The organism is Geomicrobium sp. JCM 19037, from assembly GCF_000698105.1.
Lineage (GTDB): Bacteria > Bacillota > Bacilli > Bacillales > Marinococcaceae > Geomicrobium_A.
The window spans coordinates 109,875-132,836 of the sequence record NZ_BAWZ01000007.1; the positions used below are offsets into that span (position 1 = coordinate 109,875).

Annotated in this window: 16 protein-coding genes and 3 pseudogenes; 18 read left to right on the top strand and 1 reads right to left on the bottom strand. The window is 46.6% G+C overall.

Annotated features, from left to right (window positions below; all coding sequences use genetic code 11):
* The first annotated feature begins 333 nt into the window (after nucleotides 1-333).
* The 18 genes and pseudogenes from JCM19037_RS22185 to JCM19037_RS06020 all read left to right on the top strand — a co-directional run bounded on the left by JCM19037_RS22185 (nucleotide 334) and on the right by JCM19037_RS06020 (nucleotide 21,089).
* Nucleotides 334-3,636 (top strand): S8 family serine peptidase, encoded by a 3,303-nt coding sequence (locus tag JCM19037_RS22185; RefSeq protein ID WP_052363592.1) that lies wholly within the window; start codon nucleotides 334-336, stop codon nucleotides 3,634-3,636.
* Between the two features lie 164 nt (nucleotides 3,637-3,800).
* Nucleotides 3,801-4,052, top strand: a pseudogene (locus JCM19037_RS29905) (carboxypeptidase-like regulatory domain-containing protein); the annotation flags it as partial.
* A gap of 284 nt (nucleotides 4,053-4,336) precedes the next feature.
* Nucleotides 4,337-5,728, top strand: a pseudogene (locus JCM19037_RS29910) (hypothetical protein); the annotation flags it as partial.
* Between the two features lie 620 nt (nucleotides 5,729-6,348).
* On the top strand, nucleotides 6,349-7,260 hold the full coding sequence (locus JCM19037_RS05960; RefSeq protein WP_042398894.1) for a YecA family protein: 912 nt from the start codon (nucleotides 6,349-6,351) through the stop codon (nucleotides 7,258-7,260).
* A complete protein-coding gene (locus tag JCM19037_RS25565; protein ID WP_193744672.1) occupies nucleotides 7,257-7,433 on the top strand; it encodes a hypothetical protein in 177 nt (58 codons plus the stop codon). The genes JCM19037_RS05960 and JCM19037_RS25565 overlap by 4 nt, the downstream gene beginning before the upstream one ends.
* 633 nt (nucleotides 7,434-8,066) lie before the next feature.
* Nucleotides 8,067-10,751: an S-layer homology domain-containing protein gene (locus JCM19037_RS05965; protein ID WP_042398896.1), complete on the top strand. Its 2,685-nt coding sequence runs from the start codon at nucleotides 8,067-8,069 to the stop codon at nucleotides 10,749-10,751.
* Between the two features lie 522 nt (nucleotides 10,752-11,273).
* A complete protein-coding gene (locus tag JCM19037_RS05970; protein ID WP_042398899.1) occupies nucleotides 11,274-13,196 on the top strand; it encodes an S-layer homology domain-containing protein in 1,923 nt (640 codons plus the stop codon).
* A complete protein-coding gene (locus JCM19037_RS05975; protein ID WP_152548964.1) occupies nucleotides 13,157-13,417 on the top strand; it encodes a hypothetical protein in 261 nt (86 codons plus the stop codon). The genes JCM19037_RS05970 and JCM19037_RS05975 overlap by 40 nt, the downstream gene beginning before the upstream one ends.
* Before the next feature lie 19 nt (nucleotides 13,418-13,436).
* Nucleotides 13,437-14,522 carry an S-layer homology domain-containing protein gene (locus JCM19037_RS05980; RefSeq protein ID WP_042398904.1) on the top strand — a complete coding sequence of 362 codons (1,086 nt, stop codon included), beginning with the start codon at nucleotides 13,437-13,439 and terminating at the stop codon, nucleotides 14,520-14,522.
* Between the two features lie 8 nt (nucleotides 14,523-14,530).
* Nucleotides 14,531-15,568 carry a hypothetical protein gene (locus tag JCM19037_RS05985; protein ID WP_042398907.1) on the top strand — a complete coding sequence of 346 codons (1,038 nt, stop codon included), beginning with the start codon at nucleotides 14,531-14,533 and terminating at the stop codon, nucleotides 15,566-15,568.
* 543 nt (nucleotides 15,569-16,111) lie between these two features.
* Nucleotides 16,112-16,426, top strand: a complete 315-nt coding sequence (locus JCM19037_RS24025; protein ID WP_202963220.1) for an RNHCP domain-containing protein — start codon at nucleotides 16,112-16,114, stop codon at nucleotides 16,424-16,426.
* Nucleotides 16,427-16,493: 67 nt separating this feature from the next.
* A complete protein-coding gene (locus JCM19037_RS25570; RefSeq protein WP_042398910.1) occupies nucleotides 16,494-16,841 on the top strand; it encodes a hypothetical protein in 348 nt (115 codons plus the stop codon).
* Nucleotides 16,842-17,174: 333 nt separating this feature from the next.
* Nucleotides 17,175-17,555 carry a hypothetical protein gene (locus JCM19037_RS05995; RefSeq protein WP_042398916.1) on the top strand — a complete coding sequence of 127 codons (381 nt, stop codon included), beginning with the start codon at nucleotides 17,175-17,177 and terminating at the stop codon, nucleotides 17,553-17,555.
* A 680-nt stretch (nucleotides 17,556-18,235) separates the two neighbouring features.
* Nucleotides 18,236-18,851: pseudogene (locus tag JCM19037_RS26815) on the top strand (DNA-processing protein DprA).
* Nucleotides 18,852-18,867: 16 nt separating this feature from the next.
* The gene (locus tag JCM19037_RS26820) at nucleotides 18,868-19,014 is read left to right on the top strand and encodes a hypothetical protein (protein ID WP_238544567.1); all 147 of its coding nucleotides are present in this window, start codon (nucleotides 18,868-18,870) and stop codon (nucleotides 19,012-19,014) included.
* A 55-nt stretch (nucleotides 19,015-19,069) separates the two neighbouring features.
* Nucleotides 19,070-19,570: a gamma-glutamyl-gamma-aminobutyrate hydrolase family protein gene (locus JCM19037_RS06010; RefSeq protein WP_238544568.1), complete on the top strand. Its 501-nt coding sequence runs from the start codon at nucleotides 19,070-19,072 to the stop codon at nucleotides 19,568-19,570.
* A gap of 54 nt (nucleotides 19,571-19,624) precedes the next feature.
* Nucleotides 19,625-20,077: a YaiI/YqxD family protein gene (locus JCM19037_RS06015; protein WP_373900462.1), complete on the top strand. Its 453-nt coding sequence runs from the start codon at nucleotides 19,625-19,627 to the stop codon at nucleotides 20,075-20,077.
* On the top strand, nucleotides 20,070-21,089 hold the full coding sequence (locus JCM19037_RS06020; protein WP_052363594.1) for a M20 family metallopeptidase: 1,020 nt from the start codon (nucleotides 20,070-20,072) through the stop codon (nucleotides 21,087-21,089). Before JCM19037_RS06015 ends, JCM19037_RS06020 begins: the two co-directional genes overlap by 8 nt.
* Nucleotides 21,090-21,207: 118 nt before the next feature.
* Here JCM19037_RS06020 and JCM19037_RS22195 read toward each other — a convergent pair whose 3' ends face one another.
* Complete coding sequence (locus tag JCM19037_RS22195; protein WP_052363595.1) at nucleotides 21,208-21,867, bottom strand: GntR family transcriptional regulator; 660 nt, start codon at nucleotides 21,865-21,867, stop codon at nucleotides 21,208-21,210.
* Between the last annotated feature and the right edge of the window lie 1,095 nt (nucleotides 21,868-22,962).

Consider the following 22,962-nt stretch of genomic DNA (forward strand, 5'->3'; position numbering starts at 1 on the left):
ATTGTTCTACACGAATCGACAAGAACTGGGATGGTTTCTTTCGGAATCGACAGGTTTTGTCATGACAATGGGCGGGCGGGAGGCTCTATCGTTATGCCTAGATCCAGATGTATGTTCGACGATTTTGGCTAGGTTAGATACAACGTTCGACCTAAGACTGGAAAAATAGGAAAGTGGTTTATTCTCATTTTTTTAAATATTAAATCTAGTAATATGATAGGACACCACAGACTTAAGGCTCTGGAACATACTGCTCACGAGGAGGTGACGTTCGGTTCTGTTCCCTTGTACATAGGGGTTGAAAGACCGAGAAAAATTTTAAGGAGGAAACAGATGGGAAAAAAGGTAACGTATCGTCGGAATGTCGCTGTCATGATGATCGGTGCTCTTGTGATGTCTCCGTACGCTGGAGTGTTTGGGTCGGGTACGGCTCAAGCTTCTGAGCGTTCGAATGTGACGGACTTGCAGCGTGAGAATGCGGAAAGAGCGAACGAGAAAATTGATGATGAGGTCGCACAGGCATTCCGGAACAATGACCATGTTTCTGTACTCATCGAGATGTCTGATCAAGTCGATACGTCGGCAGCTGCCCAGCAAGGGTTGCAAACGGTCGGCAGTGACGCCACGCCGCACCAACAGCGTCGCGCGATGAGTAACAGTGTATACAATGAACTTCGCAGTACGGCCATCGACACGCAAGCGACACCGCTTGCGATGTTGGAGCAAGCAGAAGCGGATGGCAAAGTGCTCGAGTATGAGAGTCTTTATATTATGAACGTCATTGCGGCAGAGGTGGACCGTGATACAGCACGGGCGCTATCCTTCCGTCCGGAAATTAGCCGCATCAAGATGGATGAATTTATTGAACTCGATCTGCCGGAAATGTCGCCAGAGAATATGGAATTGGCTGATGACAGTGTCGAGTGGAACATCGACCGTGTGAACGCTCCCGATGTATGGGATGATCTTGGCATTACGGGCGAAGGGGTAACGGTCGGGATTATTGACTCGGGCACAGACTGGACGCACGAAGCGCTACAACAAAATTGGCGTGGTTACAATCCTGATGATCCAGAAAATTCCGACTCATACGGCAACTGGTTTGATGCCGTTGAAGGGCAAGATATGCCTTATGACTTAGCTTCTCAGCCTCATGGTACACACGTCATGGGAACGATTCTAGGACAAGACCCTGACGGCGATAACAAGATTGGGGTTGCACCGGATACCGAATGGATCTCAGCCCGTGCATTCTCGGCACTTGGGGGTACAGAATCTGACCTGCTTGCCTCTGGGCAATACATGTTAGCACCTGAAGATGATCCTAGCTTAGCACCGGACATTGTGAACAACTCTTGGGGCGGGCAACCAGGCGTGGATGATTGGTACCGACCGATGGTTCAAGCATGGCAAGACTCCGGGATTGTTGGCGTCTTCTCTGCGGGGAACTCAGGTCCTGGATCGGAGACGGTAACGCCGCCGGCGAACTATCCAGAAAGCTATGCCGTTGCAGCGGTAGATATTAACGATGCGGTCGCAAGCTTCTCAAGCCGCGGGCCTTCACAATACGAAGACGATCTGAAGCCAAACATCTCCGCGCCAGGCGTGAACATTCGCTCATCTGTGCCTGGTGGTTATGAAGCGGGATGGAACGGAACGTCGATGGCCGCACCACATATCGCAGGGGCAGCCGCATTGCTGCTATCTGTAGACAGTGGACTGTCGCCAAACGAAGTGTATGACATCTTAGACGAGACGGCTGAGCCATTAACCGACAGCCAATACACAACCGTTCCAAATGATGCGTACGGACTTGGGATGTTGAACGCATACGAAGCCGTCGCCTCAATTTCAGGAGACCTTGGAACGTTAGAAGGTCAAGTATTACAAGAAGGCAGTGACGATCTTCCACCGGAAATCGAGCACTCGCCAGTCGATTCCGTTTTTGCTGGGTATGACGTACCGGTAACAGCGACGATTAGTGACGATGTGTCAGTCATTGATGCAGAAGTGTGGATGACAAACGACAACATTAACCACTATTATGTGTTCTCGATGGAGCAAGTCGCAGGGGACCATGAAGAAGGAACGTATCGTGCGCTTCTTCCAGCGAATCTCATCGATGAAGATGGGTTTGAATACTACATTCAAGCACGTGACTACGGTCGAAATGTCGCGCAAACCGACACGTACAATGTGGATGTCGACTTTGGTGTCGTGCCAGGCGAATATAGCGAGGACTTCAGTTCTGAGCCTGTCGGCTGGACATTTGAAGGCGACTGGGCGTGGGGTGAACCTGAATCAGGTCCTGAGCCTGTGAGTGGTGACAACCTCGTCGGTACAAACCTTTCTGGCAATTATTCTGACGATACACACGTATTGTATAGCGTGCCACTAGACCTTCGCGACAGTGATACCGCTTCCCTTCGTACGAACCATTGGTATGACGTCGTTGGTGGTGTTGACTATGCGAATGTGCTCGTATCCGATGATTATGGTGACAGTTGGGACATCGTACAAGAGTTCACAGGCACAAGTGATGGTTGGGACTCACTCTATGTCGATTTAGATGAATATGCAGGTTCAAGCGAACCGGTACTCGTTTCCTTCGTCCTAGAGTCAAATAGCTCAACGACAGCTGAAGGCTGGTACTTGGACAATGTGAACCTTATGGGTGAAGATACAACCGCACCGAACGCACCGGAAAACTTAGACGTGCAATCTAGCACGGCAGGACTTCAGCTTAGCTGGGACGCACCGGCGGATGAAGATCTTGATTTGAACAACTACTCGGTATACCGTTCAGTTGGTGACGGGTTTGATGAAATTGGCAACGCGACGTCCACAACATTCCAAGACATGGACGTTGAAGGCGGTACGGAATATACGTACGCCGTAACAGCGAACGATTATGATGGCAACGAAAGTGAAACATCCAATGAAGCGACAGCCATCGCACCGAACATTTCGGTATTCTACCATAGCAACTTCCAAGATGATGACGGTGAATTTGAAAGTGGTGGAACGAACAGCTCATGGGAATGGGGAGAGCCAACCTCAGGCCCGAACGGGGCACTCACTGGCGACAATGTGTGGGCCACAAGCCTGTCAGGGAACTACAACAATGCGGAAGACAGCTATATCGGCAGCCCGGTTTTAGACTTGTCAGACGTTGAGTTAGCGGAGTTGCACTTCAACTACTGGCAAGATATCGAAAACAACTGGGATTACGGCTTGGTTCAAGTGTCTTCAGATGGTGGCGATACGTGGGATGAAATTGCAGAGTTCACGGGTCGTGACCAAGAATGGGCACAAGCTGAAATTTCGCTAAATGATTATTTAGGTGAATCGATTCAACTCCGCTTCGCTTTTGATTCTGACAGCATCATTACGTATGCTGGCTGGTACATCGACGATGTAACCGTCGTTGGAACAAGTGAATCGGTCGATCATGTTGCTGAAAACGAAGACGTAGCATCGAGCGTCCAGATGTGGAACGCGTTGAACGTGATCTCGATGCGGTCACGAGCATTCCAGCACCAGATGGAACGTCTGACTATGAAGAATCTGACGTTCGTGAAGAAACGAACGCCCAGCGTCCAACCGTCACCGGTCTCCCGGTTGATGCGGACGTAACGATTCTAGAAACAAACCGTTCGACGAGCACGAATCCTGCAACAGGCGCGTACAGTTTAAACCATAGCGAAGGTACATTCACTGCGGTTGCTGAAGCGTATGGATTCTATGCAGAAGAACAAGAAGTCACCATTACGTCAGGTGAAAGAACGACAGCGAATTTCATGCTCAATGAAATTCCTACCGGAGAAATTAGCGGTACGGTCGTCAATGAACGTAACGATGAGCCAATTGAAGATGCAACCGTACGTGTGCTAGAAGATCCTTCTATCGTTGACGGTGTGACCGATGAAGACGGTACATTCCTCATTGAAGATGTGCTTGAAGGAAGCTACACACTGGCTGTTTCTGCACCGAGCTATCACAGCACGCAAGTGAGTGGTATTGAAGTCGTTGGTGGCGAAGTGACCGAAGTATCGGTTGAATTGCGCCCATTCATCGGCTTCGATGATGAAATCGCTTATGACAATGGAAACCCAGAAAATGCACTCGTATTGAATGCCGCGAACAACGGGATGGCCGTTCAATTTACACCAGCGGAAGCTGCCATTGTCAACGGGGTGAACGTGTATGTGTGGGGAGATGACTTCCCAGTACCAGGCGGTACAGAAACGCAGTTTGCCGTCTATGATACCGACGGAAACGGCAACCCGACAGACCGACTCGTTGAACCATTTGTCGTGGACGTCGAACGGGATGCATGGAACTATATCGACCTTTCAGAACATGGCATTGTAACCGATCGTGATTTCTTCATCACTTCCATTCAGACAGAAATCGGTGACTTTTCACCAGCGATTGGTACGGACATGGCAACAGGTGATGCTCAAGCTGAAAGATCGTACTTGTACGTCGGTGGAAGCTTCCAGCAAGAACTTGCTTACGGAAACTTTATGATCCGTGCAGACGTTTCTTATGAACTCGAAGCACCAGTCATTGAAACGCCTGAAGATATGACGTATACGAACGAAGATACGATTTTAGTTGAAGGTACGTTGAATGAAAATGCAGACGCAGAAGTGATCATTTATAACAATGAAGAAGAAGCTGCGGTAACAGAAGCGGATGCGGGATCATTCAGTGTTGAAGTACCTCTTAATGAAGGGGAGAACGAACTTGTTGCCCGTGCAGAAGTTGAAGATGGTCTGAGTGACCCGTCAGCACCTGTAACGGTCATTCAAGATACTGTTGCACCGAACGTAACGATTGAATCACCAGAAGACGGTGACATCACGAACCGTGAAACCGTCACCGTAACGGGCTCAGTCGAAGAAGAGAATCTTGATGAGCTCACCGTAAATGGTACTGTAGTTGAAGTGGACGAAGACGGTAACTTTAGCACCGTGTGCTCCTTGACCTTGGTGAAAATGAAATTGTCGTCGAAGCGACAGACCTTGCAGGAAACACGACAACGGAGAGTGTAACGATCCGTGCAGGTTTTGAAGCGCCAACGATTGAAAATGTTCAACCTAGTGAAGACCGTCACCTTGATGCAGGAGAAACGGTAACGATTTCTTTCGATTCAGTGTCTGGACTGGACGCGTACTTCTCGATTCGCATGCCACTCATCAATGACCCGAGCAATGTCGTTGAGTTGCCGATGAGAGAGACGTCTGACGGTCATTACGTCGGTTACTGGACGGCGATCTCAAACGCTGTTGCTGAAGGCGCACAAATTGAAATTCGTGCGACAGATGAATTCGGCAATGAAGTCCGCGAAACGGCGGATGGCAAGCTGTACATCAACACGCCTAGTGATGATGAGCCAGCACCAAGTGAGCCAAGAGCGGTCATCGACATGCCGGCATCGATTGATTCTGGCAAGAGCTTTGTATTAGATGCGAGCTCGTCTGAAGCGGATGGCGAAATTGTTGATTACTCATGGTCATTCGGCGACGGCACGCGCGCTTCCGGAGAATCGGTGTACCATACGTACCACCGTTCTGGCACGTACACGGTAACGCTCGGCATTACCGATGAGTATGGCCAAACCGATCAAGTGACGCAACGTATCCAAGCCGTTGGAGAAGCGTCCGTCATCCTTCCGGTCCCACGCCCGGGACACGGAGATGTACGCACACCATTCTCCTTCTAAAATAGCGCCCCCCCTGGCTAAATGAAAACCAACCAAAACCAACATCTATTATGGATGTTGGGTTTTGGCGTGAGTGGAAGGTGAAGCGAATCCAGACCCAACTTGCTGTCGGCGCGGCTCGATGCTCGGCGGAGAGGGGGCGCCAAGCTGCGCTCCAGTTTGCTCGTTTTAACGATATTTGCATTGATTTTGTAAAACTAGAGCGCAAATTAGCCACATTCTTACTTCAGATGACATGTCGGTTCTTCAACTGCGATGCTTGGCGGGATGCGAGAACCTGATTCTGTTACCTAGTTTAGGCATTCTGTACTCCAGTTGGGGAAAAGTTTCCGTTCTGTGGAACCATTGGACCAGCTTGGGCTCAGATAGAAGGAACTAGGGCGCAGTTTCTTAGCCAAGAAACGAACCCCTCACCCTACACGGCAAATACTGGGAGAGCGGCACGGTCAATGCCTATGATAACGCTTTAAATGATAAATTGTTGGGCGGTTTTTGTTGTTGTATTGGCACTATGCTTGCTAGGGAGATTGTCATTTTGCAAGGAATGGATTATCGTAGTCTTATAGCATGACATTCGCTTGGTGGTGAGCCAAGCGTTTTATATGTATAAGGAGCGGATGATCATCGAACATGTAGGAAGAAATGAACCTTGCCCGTGTGGAAGCGGGAAAAAATACAAGAAATGCCACGGAAAAGAACCGGCGATGCCGATTGCGCAAACGGTTAATGAAAATTTAAAGACGTTGCAAGAGGAGTTTTTGCAACAAACGATGAAAAAAGATGCGAAGAGAATTGATCGAGTGATTCGGAGTGTGTATGACCTCGACAAACTCGATCGGCAAGGTCGAGATTTTGCCTACTTTTTTGCGGGACTATGGGTGATCACGAAACATCCGTTTGAGGGCCATACGATGATGGAGCGTTTTGTTAAACATAAACAAAAAAGTATTTGGAGACCTTCTGTTGAGGAAAGTTTCAAACGCTGGCCATCCGTCGGTCCTTCGGTCTATCGTGTGCTAGAAGCCGAGTCAAAGGACCTTATCTTTGTGGAAGACCTGTTTTCTAATGAGAGAAGGCAGCTTATCTTAAACCCTGAGGAGCGTTCGGAAGATCGTGCACCGGAACGTGGTGAAATTTTGCTGGCGGTATTATTGCCAGCAGGCGACAGTTACCAATCACTTGCCGCTCCTTTGCACCTCCTCGGAACGGTTGCAAAGGATCGAGAACAACTAATCATTGAAGCTTTTGAAGCGAGTGGTCGATCTGAGACGTTTATGGATGACCATTTCATGCATGTGCTCATGCTTAGTTTATACGGAAAAAAAGAAGAGCAAACGAGTGAAACACGCACTGAGCGTTATGATTCAAAAGAACAACAAGTCGTGGCGAACGGGTACAATAACTACATTGAAGCCCATGGAAAGCCTGAGTATAAAGAAGTGGAGAGTTGTTGTGGCAGCGGTATACTGAGCGTGAAAATCCACGCATTCAAAAGCCTGAAAGCTATGCAGCCGCACTCACTTACTTGATTGAAACAAACATCGCAGGTGAAAAGGTCACAAAGAAATCCATTGCTGAACACTTCTCCATTTCGACGAGCACATTATCCAACAGGCATAAACAGATGGAGACTGTTTTGGAAGAAGATATTCAAGAAGTGAATACAGCTCTGGAACAACTCGAAGCAACTGAATCGGTGTGAAAAAACAAGCGTTAGGATCGGCAAAGGTCCTAACGCTTGTTTTTATGTATCGTCGAGCATAGCTTGGTTTAGGTATTAATGACCCACAACAAAAGACATACAGAAGCGTCAGTTTCACTTCAAGAAGTGGTGGGGATTTAGTTGTGTGTTGAATTAGTAATATAGAATCTTTATAAGTTGAATAATTCATAAACTATATGTTCATCGTGTTAGATTGAAGTGAAAATAATAGAAAAAAAACACAAAAAACAGACCATGGAAGTATTTTTATAGAAAAAATCATGAATTCGAGAAATGAGCAAAACGTAGGTTTAAGATAAGGGAGATGAGTGATATGGTAGTTTACGGGATATACTAGTAATGTTTTCCTGTAAAACTATTTTTGGGTCTTTTAATCCTAGAAATTATTAGCTTGAAAGGGTATAAAACCCATGAAAGAGCTATATTTTCAGGATCAATATTCAGAATATCCAGTGATGACAGGAAAAATAGTACATGGGAAATATATGAAAATATTATTTGACATACTAAATTCATAGTTTATATAATATTTCATGTTAGTATCTTCCAAAAATGATCTTTGGGTCCTAATCCTAAAAACTCAGTATGATAATTTGCTAGGAGGCAATATGAATGGCTTATAATCCGAAGTCTTATCGCAAAGTAATTGCAGGTACAATGACTGCAGCAATGGCGGCATCTGCATTCGCAGTAACGACACCGCAGCAAGTAGCAGAAGCTCAAGAGCAAACATTTGTTGATGTTCCACCAACGGATACACATTTTGAAAATATTGAACGTGCAGCGGAGCGCGGCATTATCACGGGCTATAGCTCAGACAACACATTCCGTCCTTCAGATAACATTATTCGTGGACAAGCAGCAACAATGATGGCGCGTGCCCTCGATCTTGATGTTCCTGAAACAGTAGAAGAAGATCTTTACCCAGATGTTTCAGCTACGCATACGTTTGCGCCAGTTGTTAAAGCGGTAACAGAGGCGGGTGTTATGACTGGACGTCTTGGCAACACGCAATTTGACACAGGTCTTGATGTGTCTAGAGAGCAAGTTGCATCGATGATCGTTCGTGCGTTCGATCTTCAACCGATTGAAGGTTCTGACGCAGTTGTTGAAGATATCGATGATGCATACTCTGCACACCGTGAAAACATCGAAATTCTCGCTCAATACAACATCACGTCAACGAGCGATAACCACTTTAATCCACAAGCGTCTGTAACACGTGGACAAATGGCAACATTCTTAGAGCGCACGTTCGACGTTGTGCACACACAAGATTCTGGTCTTGTAAGTGTTACTGCTTTAGACCAAAACACAGTTGAAGTGGCGTTTGATCACGAAGTTAATGCAGAAGACATCACAGCTGATTTCTTTACATTCAACAACGACCTTGACGTCTTAGATGCTGAATCTACAGACGACAATGTGATTACGCTTACAACGAGTGACCAAGTTGAAGATACAGCGTACACGCTTAGCTTCGACGGCGAGCGCACGACGCTTTCATTTATCGGTAGCGGCGAAGCTGGTGAAGTTGAAGAAGTGGCGATTGAAAATGCTGAAGCAAACGTTGAAGGCTCAACTGCAACAGTTACAGCTGACGTAACAGGTGCTGCTGAAGATGCAGAAGCGCACGTCGCAATCGTTGACGCTGACGGCGAAACAGTTCAAGAAGCAGACGTAGCGATTGAAGAAGAAGCAATTTCAGCAGAATTTGCTGGATTCCTTCCAGGCGAATACACAGCTGAAATCACAGTTGGCGACGCTGAAGCAAGCGTTGATTTCGAAATTACAGAACTCATCCTACCACTTGAAGCAGCAGCAGCTACAACAACAATGATCCGCAACGAAGAAGGCCAAGCGCTTGAATTCACTGTTGACGGACATGCATTTTCTGCAGCTGAGCTTGAAGAAGCTGGGTATGAGGTGGAGTACGTATTCAACAACAACGACTTCGAATTAAATGAAGACGGATTGTTCGATGCAAGCGAATTCAGCCATGAGGACACAATTTCTTACGCTGTTGAAATTACTGACGGTGAAACGACAGTTCGTACAGAGCGCCAAGACGTAAATATCTTTGATGCAAACGTAGCGACAGAAGTTACAGAAGCTGCACTTTTCATCGGGGAAGATCAGCTTGAGAACAACCAAGCGCCAATTAACCATGACGATGAGGTAGAAGTCAAAGCTGTTGGAGCGGTAAATGCATTCGGTGAAGAGCTGGACGAAGAAGTTGTTGAAGAACTGACAGTAGAAGACATTCGTTCTAGCGTTTCATCAGTTGCGAACTACAACAATGAGCGCTTAAACCTTGTTAATGAAGGAACAACAACTCTTGCTGTTTCTTTTGACGGTATTGAAGAAGCGGTAACATTGGATATTGAAGTTATCGGTGCGGAAGAACTTTCTGCAATTAAAGAAGCTGGTGAAACGAATCGCTTCGTTCGCAATGCTGATGGAATTGTAGGAAACCTTACTGTAAATGCAGTGAACCAGTACGGTGGTGTTTGGACAGGTGACGAGAGCGTTGATGTTGAGATCACTGATGCTGAAGGTGAAACTGTGACAGTTGATCAGTCGATTAATGACGAAGGCCAAATCATCGTTAACCTTAATGAAGTAACTGAAGGTGGTCTTGAAGCAGGTACGTACACCGTAGACTTCACTCATGATGATGTTGAACTTGGTTCCGTCACGGTTGAAATCATCGAGCATGAAGACAATGGCGTAGATAGCTACTTCTTTGACATGGATGAAGAAGTTCTTGATCTATTCGTTGAAGATGCAGATACACCAACTGGAGAAGTAGTTACTGAGACGTTGTCAGTAAATGGCTCTTATGAAGGTGTACAAGTTGCACAAGCAGATGTCGCCGCTGCGCTTGACGCATTACCTGGCAGCATTGAAGTAACGTCTTCAAACCTTGATGTTGTAGACATCAACAACGGTGAGAACGTTACTGACTACGCTGTAGAAGCTAACGGTGTAGGTACAGCTACGATTACGCTTGAGCAAGTTGAAGGTGGCTTTAGAACAGTGCTAGCTTCAATCGAAGTGACTGTTGAGAACAGTGCTCCACAAGTAACTGAGCTTACTGTTAAAGAAGATGAAGAGCTCGTTGTAAACGCTGAAGGTACGATGATTTCAAACCTTGAAGCTCTTGAGTCAAATGTAGAAACAATCACTGCAGATATGATTGAAGAAATTATCTTCTCTAGCAGCGATGAAGAAGTAACGATCGTTATTGCTGACCTTTACGGCGGTGGAACATTCGTTCTTCCGGCAACTCGTTAATAAATGTAATGGCGAAAGACGGGCACTTAGCCCGGTCTTTTTTTATGATAATGACTAGATTTTAAAATGCTAGTCCAGTGGTTTACTAGATTAAGATCAACACAATCGAAGATCGAACCACCGCTTCCATGTTTGAACTCATCACCATCTCTATTAAATCTTCCATATCAAGGGTAAACTGTAATTGAGTCATTTCATTTCCTCTTTTCGGATTGTTTTTGGTTGGACAAAAACAGTTTGGTCAAAAGGGAATGATATGACTCTTTCTTTTTACACAATTATACGGACGTAATCCCGAATGAAAAACCTCAGCGTACAAGAATTCCGAGTAGTTACCGAGACAGGGTGGGTTTTGTCGGCAAAATATTAAATCAATATACACCTTTGAATACTAACGTTGTCTTTTTAATTAGCTGTAATCTCTGAAATAAGTTTAAATTATTTGAAATGTGTGTGTAAAAACAAGATACATAGGGTAGTAGAACTATAGTCTGAATTTATAATTGATAAAGGAGAGGTTCCATGAGCTACAAACCAAGGTCTTATCGTAAGTTTTTAGCCGGAACAGTTACGGCCGCAATGGCGGCGACGGCTTTTACGGTGACTACCCCAGCACAGGTAGCCGATGCAGAAGAAGGTGCAGTGTTTAGTGACGTCACACCGAGCACGTTTGGCTACACCGAAATTCTTCGCAATGCGGAGAGAGGCATCATTAGTGGCTACTCAGATGGTACATTCCGCCCAGGTGAAACGATCAACCGTGGGCAAACCGCGAACTTACTCGTCGATGCGCTAGGGTTTGACCGGGGCGATGTAGGCGACGTGCCGTTTGATGATCTTTCGGATGATCATGTGTACGCAGAAGCAGCGACAATCATGCAAGAAGAGGGCATTATGGTCGGCCGTTTCGACGGCACGATGTTTGACGCAGGCAACGGTATTAGCCGTGAACAAATGGCGTCTGTGCTCGTGCGCGCGTTTGGGCTTGAGAACACAGGTGAAGATACGAACCTCGTCGACTTGGATGACGCATACTCCGCCCACCGTGAGAACATTGAGATTCTGACGCAACACGGGATTAGTTCTGTAGAGAGTGGAGAATTCCGCCCAGGAGAGACAGTGACCCGTTCTGCTTTCGCCGTATTCCTTGACCGCGCACTCATCCATCAATATACACAAGAGAGCGACATTACCGGCATTGAAGCGGTTAACAATACGACGGTAGATGTTCACTTTGACGTGGCGCAACCGGAAGTGGATGCGATGAACTTCACGTTTGACGGGTTAGAGACGCTCGATGTAGACATTATTGACGACGGTTATACCGTACGTGTGACGACGAGTGAACAGGAAGAAGGAACGGAGTATTCGTTCTGGTACGGGGAATCGCCAACGACGCTCACATTTACCGGTGTGGCCGAAGCGGACGAGCCAGATCCAGATCCTGAACCTGAGCCGGAACCAGAACCGGGCACGATTGAAGCGGCAATTGCCGATCTACAAGCGGCGTACGCTGATGAGGATGACGTGGAGTTTCTGGGAGCGCTCAACGAAATTTATGAGTTTGATCATGATGATTTGTCTGCCGAAGTGTTTGCTGAGTACGTGACGGCGTATATGGATGCATATGACGGTGAGTCGAGCGTGTCTGACATTGACAGCTGGGTTTCCCGCGTTAACTTAGACACGACACTCGTTATGATTGAAGCGGGAGATGAAGATGATTTACTTCAGGCGTTAAACCGACTCGGCCAAGTGTCTGACTTTGAGTATGCGCCAATCACTGGCATTGAAGATCTTGATCGATACGTAGAGCAAATTACGGCGCTAGATTTTGATAGTCCAGACATTATTGATCATATTCAAGAGACGGTAGAGCGTTTGAATATTGAGTTACTCATCGAGGGATTGCACGACATGGATGACTTAGAGGAAGACATGATTCCGAGGGAAGTGACCCGCGGACTTCTTGAGCTAAGTGAACTTACCGGAGCATTTGAAAAGCAACTCATTCTTCCGTATCGAGCTGAGCAATACAGAGAGGCTTTCGCGGATGATGATTATCCAACGGGAACTGTCGAGGACATTGTTGCGATGCTCGAAGACATCAATGCCGGTGACACGATGCCAGACATTGAAATTACCATCGATAGTGTTGATGAATATGATTATCGCCTCGAAGAGCTAACGTTTTCTGGAACGATTTCAGAGTGGGATATTGAATGGCCGATGTCGTTCATTCCTGAACTTGGTGATGAAGACGGTGGGATGTTGGATGAACCTCATGGCGGAGCAGGCATGACGATGCACGAAGATGGCGAATTCGTGGGCATGATTGACATGGAGCGAATTGAAGAGTCCGGCATGTTTACCGTGATTTTAAACAATGATTGGCTGATGAAACGGTGTCGTTCCCGTTCTACTTCCACGTTGAACCCCGTCTAATTAACGACTTGGGAAGTGCTGAAGAGGCGAATGCGGACTATTTTGCCTGGCTAATCGAACATGCTGAAGAGCTTGAGGTGAACGCTGAGGCGTATGAAGCACTGAGCGATGAACAAAAGCGATCGGTCTATGAAACTGTCGTGAATGAACGACCGGATGAAGGTTATGAAACGGCAAGTGACATTGTTGACGTATTTAATGAAGCTGTAAGCAATCAATAAAAAATAAGGGAGAGATTTGATGAGTTATCAACCAAAATCGTATCGTAAATTTTTAGCCGGAACAGTTACTGCCGCAATGGCAGCGACGGCGTTTACGGTGACTACCCCAGCACAGGTAGCCGATGCAGAAGAAGGTGCGGTGTTTAGTGACGTCACACCGAGCACGTTTGGCTACACCGAAATTCTTCGTAATGCAGAGCGTGGAGTCATTAGTGGTTATTCTGATGGCACGTTCCGCCCAGGTGAAACGATCAACCGTGGGCAAACGGCGAACTTGCTCGTCGATGCGCTAGGGTTTGAACGTGACAATGTTACGGATGTTCCGTTTGATGATTTATCAAGTAATAGTGTGTACGCAGAAGCGGCGACGATCATGCAAGAAGAAGGCATTATGGTCGGACGTTTCGACGGCACGATGTTTGACGCAGGCAACGGCATTAGCCGTGAGCAGATGGCGTCTGTGCTCGTGCGTGCGTTTGGGCTTGAGAACACAGGTGAAGATACGAACCTCGTCGACTTGGATGACGCATACGACGCCCACCGTGAGAACATTGAGATTCTGACGCAACACGGGATTAGTTATGTAGAGAGCGGAGAATTCCGCCCAGGAGAGACAGTGACCCGTTCTGCTTTTGCCGTATTCCTAGACCGTGCGCTCATTCATCAATATACCGAAGAGAGCGACATTACCGGCATTGAAGCGGTGAACTATACGACGGTTGATGTTCATTTTGATGTGGCGCAAACGGAAGCGGATGCGATGAACTTCACGTTTGACGGTTTAGAGACGCTCGATGTGGACATTATTGACGACGGCTATACGGTTCGCGTAACGACGAGCGAGCAAGAGGAAGGAATGGAGTATTCGTTCTGGTACGGGGAATCGCCAACGACGCTCACATTTACCGGTGTGGCCGAAGCGGACGAGCCAGATCCAGAACCTGAGCCAGAACCAGAACCAGAACCAGGCACGATTGAAGCGGCAATTGCGATCTACAAGCAGCGTACGCTGATGAGGATGAAGCGGATTTCTTATCTGCCCTCAATGATTTGTATGACTTTGATCATGATGATCTGTCGTCAGAGGTGTTCTCTGAGTACGTGAGTTCCTACATGGACGGTTATGATGGCGAGTCGACCGTACTGGATATCGACCGTTTCGTCGCAAGCGTGAACCTTGAGACGACACTTGTAACCATTCAAGGCGCGGATGAAGACGACATCTTGCCTGCACTCAATCGCTTGGAATTGGTAAGTGATGATTTTGAGTATGTGGTCGGTGGTATTGTTGAAGGCCAAGTGTATGTGGATGCGGTGAGCGAGCTAGATTTTGATGCTGATGATATTATCGATCAGCTACAAGCAATGGTGGAACGCATTGCCATTGAGAGTGCACTAGAGCAATTGAATGAGATGGATGAAGAAGACGCTGAGCTGATGGTTATCTCCAATCTCCATAACTTACGAGAAGTTACCGGTGCGTTTGATGCCAATATGGTGTTGCCGTACCGAGCAGAAGCTTATGCAGCAGCATTTGCAGATGATGATTATCCGACGGGTACGGTTGATGAAGTGGTCGCGATGCTAGAAGACGTCAACGACGGCGAAACGATGCCTGAGATCGAAGTGACGATCGATTCAATCGGAGATTATGATTACGTTGAAGAACAGATGGAATTGACGGGCGAAATTGACCCATATGATTCAGAATGGATGGTCAATGTCACACCGACCGTCGTTGATGAAGATGGCGATATTGTCGGTGTTGGGGTGACGATGGAAACAGATGAAAACGGTGAGTTTGAAGCAATCATCATGATGGACTTGGCTGAAGAGTCTGGAGAGTACTATATCGAGTTCTCAACGCTATACGTGGATGAGGAAATTGTAAGCGTACCGTTTTATTTCCATGTTGAGCCTAGAGAAATTAATGAGTTAGATAATCCATCAGATGCAACCTCTGAACATTTTGCATGGTTGATCGAACACGCTGAGGACCTTGGTGTGAATGTGGAAGCGTATGAAGCGCTAAATGAGGAAGAACGCCAAGCAGCGTATGAAATGGTTGTTGAGCGTAAGCCAGAAGGTGGTTTCGCATCGGTACAGCAAGTCGTTGATCTCTTTAATGCAGCAACAGCAGACCCATCATAAATGATCGAGAAGATCCGGGTATCGCCCGGGTCTTTTTTTGTGTTTTCACTTCTCAAACGACTGGTCTCGTGTTTCATGAGTATGGCTCCAGTATTTGCATACGGCTGTGGAGGGAGGAAAACGCTACCGGTCTCGCAAAGGCGTTAAGGTACGATCCGCCACCCATCCTAGCTCACGAGGCGTATATAGAGATGCTCGAATCGTCACAAAAACTAATATTTGTGACAGTTGATAAAGGGAAATTCACTCTTCTTCATCCGAATGCTCACATAAACGTCATCAACTGTCACAATAAGAAATATACGAGGCAGTTGGCTCCTTAAAAGACCCTATTTGCAGGACGGATTGGCATATATAAAAATAGTCAATTTGAGTGATGGTCGTTTTCCTCCATAATATGACCACAGTTGGGGTCTTTTTACAGACGGACGTTTGCACGTAACAATATCGGGACTAGCAAAATCGGCACCGAAATCATCAGAAAGATCTCATTACGTGATTTATGCTACACTGATCTTCAGGTTGTTTATTGGAGGTAAAGACGTGAGTCGTTCAGATGAGAATACGCAATTTGTTTGTGAACATTGTAGGGAACAAGTCGTTCCTTTAAGTAATGGCAGCTATCGTAATCATTGCCCGTTTTGCTTGTACTCAAAGCACGTTGATATTGTACCAGGGGACAGAGCATCGTCGTGTCATGGCTTGATGGAACCCGTTGATGTAAAGTCTCACTCAAAAAAGGGGTATCAACTCCTGCATAAATGTTTAGTTTGCTCACACGAGCAATACAATAAGGTCGCGGATGATACGGAGCAAAGTGATGATTTAATTGGATTTATGAAACGTCTTCACCCGTAGCAATGCACCGAATTCCTTTTCTCGCATAGGCTGATGTATCAGTTGAAAGAAAGGGGTGTTACGTGCAATGAATATTGAAACTGAATACCCATATGAAGGGCAAGAATTTAACTACGAAGAAGAGGATGTACGGCAGTTCGGGCATGGGCATGGACATGGTCACGGTGGAGGAGGGCATCACCACCATCACCATCATCATGGACCACCTCGTCCACCACGCCCGGGGTATGGTTTTGGTGGAGGATTTATTCCTGGACTCATCGTTGGTGGAATTGCTGGCAATACATTTGGAGGCCCTGGTATTACCCTCCATATCCACCCCCTTACCCACCGTACTATCCGCCGTATTATCCGTATTAAATACTCAGCGCATGCTCCGATTGGGGCGTGCGCTTATTTATTATATATAGAATGAACTAAATATTTTCCTAAATGCACTATTGTTGCTTTCCACTGCTGGTGAATGCTTGTACTCCAAAGCACAAGGTCAACATCGGTGGTCAAAGTACGCCCACCGTGTTTTCTATGTACTCAAGAGTATAAGGGCAACATCACCTTGGTGCTGCACCTGTATCTACTTTGGATGGATGTTTAGTGTTGGTAATTTCTGGGAGATTGGTGATCTAGATCACACCCAAAATGGTCTAGATCACGGTAAAAAAGTCGATTTTCCCAAATTCTTGACGATCTATATGGAATGAACTTAGCATTTTCTTGATTTGCACTGTTGGGTGGAAGGGGGAGCGCGGTGCTGGGTGCCATTTTGCGCGCTAGTTTGCGCTTTTCACCGACTTTAGAGCTGATTTCCCAAGACTCCTGCGTAGATTCCAGGATGAAGTGCCAACGACACGTCGGCCCCACCGGGCCGAAGCCAAATCTGACTCGGTTCGGAGCGAGCCGCGCCGATGTCTTGTGGGTAGCTGAGCACAGTTTGCACTTACCAAGCTTACCATTGCTTTTTGAAGAAATTCTTTCGTTCAACATATTATGGATTAATTATAAAAAACATCATTCGACAAATAACGCTAAAAACCGCGGTAAATGTCGATTTTTGCGACTCGAAGCAAGTGGAAGCGGTATCAATTTAACGAAAAAGTTTGAAAATAACATATACAATAAAAACGGATAGTGATATGATGAGTGTAGATGTTATAAAGTCAAGGGTACATGTAATGGTTTCTGAATGATCCGTCTCTTTGACCGAATAACAATATAGAAAAACAAATACACAAAAAAGGATGAGTGCAAATGAACGTGAAGGAGATGGATTCAAGGTTTCTTCGGCCCGTTATTGAACAAGAAATACTATTTGCTAGTGAAGCAACATCATATCTCGGTGTGACCCCGCAAAGGCTGAATCAGCTTGTGCATACAGGCAAGGTGAAGCCGGTCCGGACGAGTCCGAGTGGAAATTTATATATGCGTACCGATCTGGAGGAACGCAGAAAGCGAATGGATGGGAATCAGATGATGTTCATCACTGCGCTCTTCCATAAAAACGAGCCGGAAGTCGTGTATGAAGCAATAAATTATTTCACAATTCAAACGATATTTAATGGATCAGATAAGAAAACGGTTCCGATGTATGAGCGCTTGTATGACAAGTGGCCAATGACAGAGGAACTCACGCCACACATTCGAGAGATTAGTGAGGATTTAGGCGTTGAGCAAGAGGCGTTAGAGAAAGCGTACTCTACCGTAGTTGGTGGTTTTCAACAGTTAGGCGAAGAGGATCTCATTGTGAAAAAAGGCGGTGTCCATTATCCACCGCAGTTGAATACACTATCAGATGCCCCGTTATTTCTTTTCATGAGAGGCAATCCGGACTTGCTGGAAGAGCATTTGGTTACCGTCGTTGGCAGCCGTAAGCCTTCAAAAGAAGGAGAGGAAACGGCTTACCAGTTGTCCAAAGAGATCGGAAAACAAGGGTATGTCATCATTTCAGGTTTATCCAAAGGCATCGATTCGATCGTTCAACAAGCGACCGTTGATGAAGATATTCCAACGATTGCCATTCTTGGCACACCAATAACACACTTCCATCCTCGTGAACACCAGTCATTGCAAGGCAAGCTGGAGAACAAAGTTGGTGATTTCCCAATTTCCTCCTTCAGTCAAAGTGCAACGCTGGCATTTCCCGATGCGCTATGCACTCATGAGCGGAATGGCAGCAGCAAATGTCATTATTGAAGCGAGTGATAAGAGCGAAGTGTTGCAACAAGCGGATTATGCAATGGAACATAAACGTCCAATATTGCTACCGCAATCTGCGCTCAACAACCGAGGTCTGCAATGGCCAAATCGCTACATTGATTATAAGCACATGTACGCATACCGTAAGATGAGTGACGTGATTAAGCGAATGAACATTATTACAGAAGGCGAGCATGATGCAGAAGCTAAGCGAGTGAAGCAAACTGTGTAAAAGGAGTACGGATCGTATGGAGAAGCCGATCATCGGCATTACCTCAAGCATTAAGGAAGACGGCACCCACATGATTTCTAAAGATAACATTCGTAGTATTGTCGATCATGGAGGGTACCGTTCATTTTGCCGAATGTTACGCTCGACGGGGCGGCAGCATTGATGAGTGACAAACTCGACGGTTTGCTCGTTACGGGGGGCGGAGACATTGACCTACGTTGTTCGGAGAAGAACCGCACCCGAATTTAGGAACGATCCACCCAGACCGCGATACGTTTGAAATGCGGATTATTGAGGAATTCTTAAAGAGAGACCTTCCGATTTTGTCGATATGCCGTGGCTGTCAAGTGGTGAACATTGCAGCTGGAGGCGATATGTATCAAGATATATATGCGCAGAAAGATGAAGAGCTTCTGCAGCATCAACAAAAAGCACCGAGGTTTCACACGTCCCATTATATTGATGTCGCACAAAACACGAAGCTCGCTGAATTGTCTGGGAGCACCCGTTACCGGGTAAACAGCTATCATCATCAAGCGGTTAGAGAGATGGCTCCAGGCTTTCGTGTGAGTGCAACGTCATCAGACGGCGTCATTGAAGCGTTTGAAAGTGACGCTCACCGTTTTGTTTTGAATGTTCAGTGGCATCCGGAGAATTTATCTGAAGATGTGTATGCCAATCGTTTATTTGCGGCATTTATTGAGGCGACGAAACAATAAGGAGAAAAGCCCGTGAGGTCAGTGACCGTTACGGGTTTTTTACGTAGTAAAGAGGTGAATAGATTGAAGATTTTAGTGGATGCTGACGCAAGCCCTGTACAAACAGAGATTATTGAAATGGCGCAGCGATTTGCCATTCAGGTAGTGCTCGTCAAAAGTTATGCGCATTTTTCGATTGTAGAAGATGAAGGAGTTGAAACGGTCTATGTTGATCAAGGGGCAGATGCGGCTGATTACAAGATCATCCAGCTTAGTACGCCAGGTGATGTAATTGTGACCGGTGATTATGGGCTCGCGGCTCTTGGACTTGAAAAGCAATGCATCGTCATGCACCATACCGGATTTTTCTTTTCAAAAGAGAGCATGGATCGCTTGCTCATGCAACGTCATGAAGGGGCGATGCGGCGAAAAAGTGGGCAGCGTACAAAAGGACCAAAGCCCTTTACGAACGAAGAAAGAGAATACTTTCGCACACAATTAGAAAAGGTGTTGATCGGTCTTGAATGATACGTTGGCGATTGAACATTTAAAAGAAATATTACAAATGGACACGACGAACCCGCCTGGGAATGAACGACTCGTTGCGGACAAGCTACGAAGTATATTTGCAGCGTACGGAATTCCTACCGAGGAAGTGGTGTATGAGGAAGATAGGGTAAACGTGATTGCGACGTTACGTGGCGACGGCTCTTCAACAGAGGTAATCGGTCTGTCAGGCCATATGGATGTGGTCCCGCCAGGGGAACAGCCTTGGGATTACCCGCCGTTTTCTGCTGAAGAGCAGGACGGCAAGATCTATGCCCGGGGTGCGTGTGATATGAAGAGTGGCTTGATGGCGATCGTAGCGACGATGTGCCGATTGAAACAGTCCGGGAAAAAGCTTCCGTTTGATGTGAAATGCTTTGCTTCTGTCGGAGAAGAAGTCGGTGCCGTTGGTGCAAAGCAACTTGCAGAAGGCGGTTATACCGACGATGTGAGTGCGATGATCGTTACGGAGCCGACGAGCGGAAACGTCATCATTACACATAAAGGGGCACTGTGGCTGGAACTTACGACAAGGGGGCGCACCGCTCACGGATCGCGGCCTGATCGCGGTGTGAATGCGTTGATGCACATGGTTGCAATTATGAATGAGTTAAATCGTTCTGAGTTTCAATTGTCCCATGAACCGGATGCACTGCTTGGTGGTCCAACAATGAGCATGAACGTGTTATCGGCGGGTAGCAATACGAACGTCGTCCCTGATCTGTGCCGACTGCAGCTCGATATCCGCACGGTCCCGTCGATGCAGCATGAAGATGTAATCCGTGCCGTACAAGATCGGATTGATTCGGTCAATAAAACAATTCCTGAATTGGAAGCACATATTTCGGTTTTAAACGACTTGCCTCCGATGCAGACTGCTGAAGATCACCCTTTCGCACAGTTTATGCTAGAACATTTCCAGCGCCCGGCGAAAGGGATGACGGGTTATACAGATGGATCTCAATTCATGGGGCTCAGTCAAAGTACCCAATAATTATTTGGAGTGCAATTCGAGGTCAGACAGCACACCAACCGAATGAGTGGGTCGCTGTCGATGATTATGTGCAGACAATCGAGCAGCTCGAGGGGCTGCTTTGGCACTACGGAAGTTGTTAAGTCGTTGTTAGCGCTTCCAAATAAGCCGCACCTCTCGCTCGTTCTGCAGCACTAATTTCAGCGATGACCGCATGCATCTCTGAAATGTCTCCAGACTTCATGGCGGTAAGCAATTGCTCGTGCTCCTCTAACATTGTATGTATCGCATTTTGACTTGGTCCAATCGCGTAGATGGATAGTGGTGAATACGTAGATTGGACGAGCTGTGAGAGACGTTGGTTTTTGCACACCGTGAAAAAATGCGCATACATAAAATGCAATGTTTGCATGCTCTCATCTGTTGCATTGCCCGCCGTTTGACGTGCAGATGCCAACCGATTTCTCCATTCATCAATCTCAAGGTCGGTAAGTGACATGTGTACATCCGCAATAAAATCCTTTTCCAAGATCATGCGACAGTCAAATAGCTGCTCAAAATCGGACAAGCTCAAACTCATCACTTTCAATGTGCCGTTGCGGTCGACGGTCACAAGTTGATCCTTCAATAATTGTCTAAATGCCTCGCGCAGCGGGGTACGGCTAATTTGTAGTTGTTCTGCCAACTGTGCGACGACAATCGTTTGGCCCGGTGCAATATCACCGTGCATAATTAACCTTTTCACAAGTTCATAGGCTTGTTCGTACAAAGGCTTTACATGACTGAAAGTTGTGTTCATGCACGGTCTCCCCTTCTTCTGCTGCTTTTTATGATTTCCGAAATGCTGGAATAATTATAATGTTAAGTAGGACGAGCGAATCTGTCAAATTTTGATTAAAAATAGAAGAATTTTATATAGAATTATAAAGGAAGAAATGGCTGGGGTTTTGGCACAGGTTGTAAGTATAGACACGTCGAGACGTCATTTTATACGGTTCACAAAGACCGGATGTCTGTCAGGACTAATTATGTTCCTGAATAGGCCGTGAGTTTCCGTTGATTAAAGACGTGAGACGGAATTGGGAGTAGTTCGGTGCAACTATAATCAAGACCTGATATTGGAACTGCGGCTCGGGTGCGTGCGCAATTTTGTGATTAATTTTACTAATTGTGCTGAATTGGTAAAGATTGAGCGCAGATCGGTCCAACTCGCGCGCAGTTTTATCTTGCCGGCGTGGAAAACATGTTGGTAGCTTGAGCGGGATGGGACGCCGCACCTGGCTCAACCTGTTCTCGAGTTTTGGGGATTCTGTTCCCGAGTTGTGCGCCAGTTCCCGCTGAGTGGAAAATGAGATGAACTAGGGTATAGATCGGCGCAACTAGGTAACAGTTTCTTCGCAACTATGCTTAAGATCTAGTAACTTGTCGGCCTGCGGGGCCGAAGCGAAACCGGTCTCGGTTCGGCGCGGCTCGCGCAGACGGGATATTGGGATTTGGGGCGTATTGCCGCTTTATTCTGCGCTCAAGGTCGCTTTTAAAGCCTAAAGCTCAGTGCCCGACTCCGGTAGTGTGAGTATTTCGAATAACTTAGGGGTTTAGTGATCTATATAAGTTGAACGAAAGAAATTCATTGAATCGGATGACCGAGATGGGCCTTTGCGGGTGAGTGCTTGCATATTGTCTGTTGAAATTCATCTCGTTGCACTTCGACAACATCGTTGCCGATCGTTGTTCGTCACTGCAAAGGTTGCGAGCAACACGAAAAACGTTTGCCGAAGGGTAAACGTTAGGACCGAGGGTCACCACCTGGAACAAGCATGTGACGGTCGGTCACGTATGTGACAATCCAGCCTCAAACCGGGCACTTTCGGCACTCAACTGTCACAAATCGCAA